We start from the raw sequence: 2,297 nt of genomic DNA on the forward strand, positions 1-2,297 counted from the left end.
GGGCGACAGGTTCGGGGCATCCTTGCCGAGCAGGGCGGACAGCGCCTCCTGGAAGTCGCCGGTGGAGAGCCCGCGCAGGTAGAGGATCGGCAGCAGTGCATCCAAACTCTTCGTCCGGCGGGCCATTTCGGCAGGAGGGCGGAGGTGAAGCGGATGCGGTCCTCTCCCTCAGCCCCGCGGTCGCGGATCTTGACCCGGCGGACTTCCACCGGGCCGATCCCGGTCTGGATGGCGCGCTCGGGGCCGTGCCCGTGCCGGACCAGTCGCTCGCGGCCATCCGGCAACTTGAGGTCGCACATGTTGGCGAGATAGGCCGCAGCCTCGCTCTCGATGGCTTGCGCCAGTAACTTGCGGGCGCCGGTTCGCAGAATATCCGTCAGGGGATCGTCAATATCGTCGGGCTGGCGCAGACGCAAAACATTGGTAGTCTCGTTCATGGCGTATCGCTCTCCTGGAGAGGTTCTGGCAGGCTCGTCACCCGCCTCGATACGCCGCCTTTCTCAAACCGGCATCACCCACTTTCCGCCATAGCTCACCACGCTCAAGCAGCATTTCCTCGACGAGCCGCAGGCTCAATGGGAACCTGAAATAGAGCCACACCGCGTGGGCGATGATTTCGGGTGGAAAGCGGTGGCGCTTGTCGCTGACGGGCTTGGTCATGGCGGCCCGACCTCATAGTCGGGTTATGTGACATCACCCACAGCACATTGTCAGCCCGTGGGCTTGCTAAGGTCAAGCAGATGTCGTCCAGGAAAAATCGCTGTCTTCCCAAGATCCGAATATGTCGACCGTGAACAGCAGGCCTACGGCGTTGGGTCTCTCGACCTTCCTCCTGCTCAGGGAACTGCCGCGTGACGTAGCCCGTGCGTCAGGGAATGGCGCACGGGCGACTGGCTCATCCGGATCTCGTGTCGCTCGACTGGTCCGAGATACCGGCCTTTGCTCGATCCTCGTCTTCAGGGCCGGTGCCGCCGGAGGGGCCCTGTCCGGCGGCACCGCGACCCTGAACCTGGATGCGGCGTGAGCGCTCCTGTCGCCCGGTCTTGGGCACCGTCACGGTGAGCACGCCATTCTCGAAGCTGGCCTGAATCTGCTCAGGCTCTACCGGGTAGGGTAGCCGCAGCGAGCGTTGGAAAGTGCCGTAGGAGCGCTCGACGAAGTGGAAGTTCTCCTTGTCGTCCGTACGCTCGAACTTCTTCTCGCCGCGGATGGTAAGCACGTCATCATCGAGGCTGACGTCGATGTCCTGCTCGGTCACGCCCGGCAGTTCCGCTGTGATGCGGATTTCCTTGTCCGTCTCCGACACGTTCATGCTGGCGTTGACGACACTGCCGACGCTCTGGCTCTGACCGCCAGCCGTGGGCAGGCCGGTACCGCGAAGAACGTCGTCGAAGAGACGATTCATCTCGCGGTGAAGCGAGAGGAAGGGATCGCTACTGGCCAGCAGACCAAAGCCGGAGCGGGAGGGTGTCAGGGGATTGCGTGCCATTGTGCGTTCCTCCTCGTTCAACTTGCGATCCTCGGCGAAGGTGGATCCGCCGGAAGGGCAACACAACTCGGACTGGATGGTATCGGAGCCAAAGCACTCGACCATCGAAACAAATTATATTCCGTCACCAATCTGTCCGGAATCGGGATTGGACCAACGATGGAGAGCCGAAGCATTGGGTTTGCTTGGGCCCGACAGTCCTCCTCCGTTTTCTTCAAGTCAGCGGGAATGAGCATTCCGGTGATCCGGCCGACCGCAGCAATCGCCGCTGGCGATAGAGCCTTATCCGCAATGAAGGTCTGTCACGATGCCAGCGCGGTCCACCTCAATGTTCAGCCGATCGGCGTTGAGATCGGTCGTGTAGACGCCCCCCGGCTCGACCTTTTGGACCTCGCGAGCCCCGGCTGTCCGGCGGGCTCTCTCGGCCAGCTCAGGCGAGTAGGGTTGCCCGATGACGGCCTCGGCCTCACCTGCCGCACACGCCTCTCGGTCCGGAGCCGGTTGGGTGAGCCCTCCGGCCGGGATCAGGGCGAGAGCGGTCAGTAGGACCGCCAAGAACCGGATTACACGCAAGCTCATGCGATGCCTCCGCTCCCAGATCAACCGAGGTGATGCAAGCTCTCTGCGCCTCGGCGTTCCGCCCGCTCTGGGTGCGAGAACCGCGTGCCGATGGCATCGTCTGGTCCCAGACCAAGGATGTCTGCGAGCTGGTGGCGGGCCCGGTTGACCCGGCTCTTGATGGTGCCCACGGTGACGTGCTGACGGGCGGCGATTTCCTCATAGCTCAGGCCCTCCACGCCAACCAGCA

General features: G+C 63.3%; 3 protein-coding genes and 2 pseudogenes. All 5 read right to left on the bottom strand.

Annotation, left to right across the window (positions count from 1 at the left end; all coding sequences use genetic code 11):
• Positions 1–437, bottom strand: a pseudogene (locus ACS5Q1_RS47615) (transposase); the annotation flags it as partial.
• A 97-nt stretch (positions 438–534) separates the two neighbouring features.
• A pseudogene (locus ACS5Q1_RS47620) lies at positions 535–660 on the bottom strand (IS6 family transposase); the annotation flags it as partial.
• 235 nt (positions 661–895) lie between these two features.
• On the bottom strand, positions 896–1,489 hold the full coding sequence (locus ACS5Q1_RS47625; protein WP_473104739.1) for an Hsp20/alpha crystallin family protein: 594 nt from the start codon (positions 1,487–1,489) through the stop codon (positions 896–898).
• Between the two features lie 282 nt (positions 1,490–1,771).
• Positions 1,772–2,068: an I78 family peptidase inhibitor gene (locus ACS5Q1_RS47630; protein ID WP_473104740.1), complete on the bottom strand. Its 297-nt coding sequence runs from the start codon at positions 2,066–2,068 to the stop codon at positions 1,772–1,774.
• A 20-nt stretch (positions 2,069–2,088) separates the two neighbouring features.
• A partial coding sequence (locus ACS5Q1_RS47635) for a sigma factor-like helix-turn-helix DNA-binding protein (protein ID WP_473104741.1) occupies positions 2,089–2,297 on the bottom strand: 209 nt, incomplete at its 5' end.

This window comes from Microvirga sp. GN3, assembly GCF_055792825.1.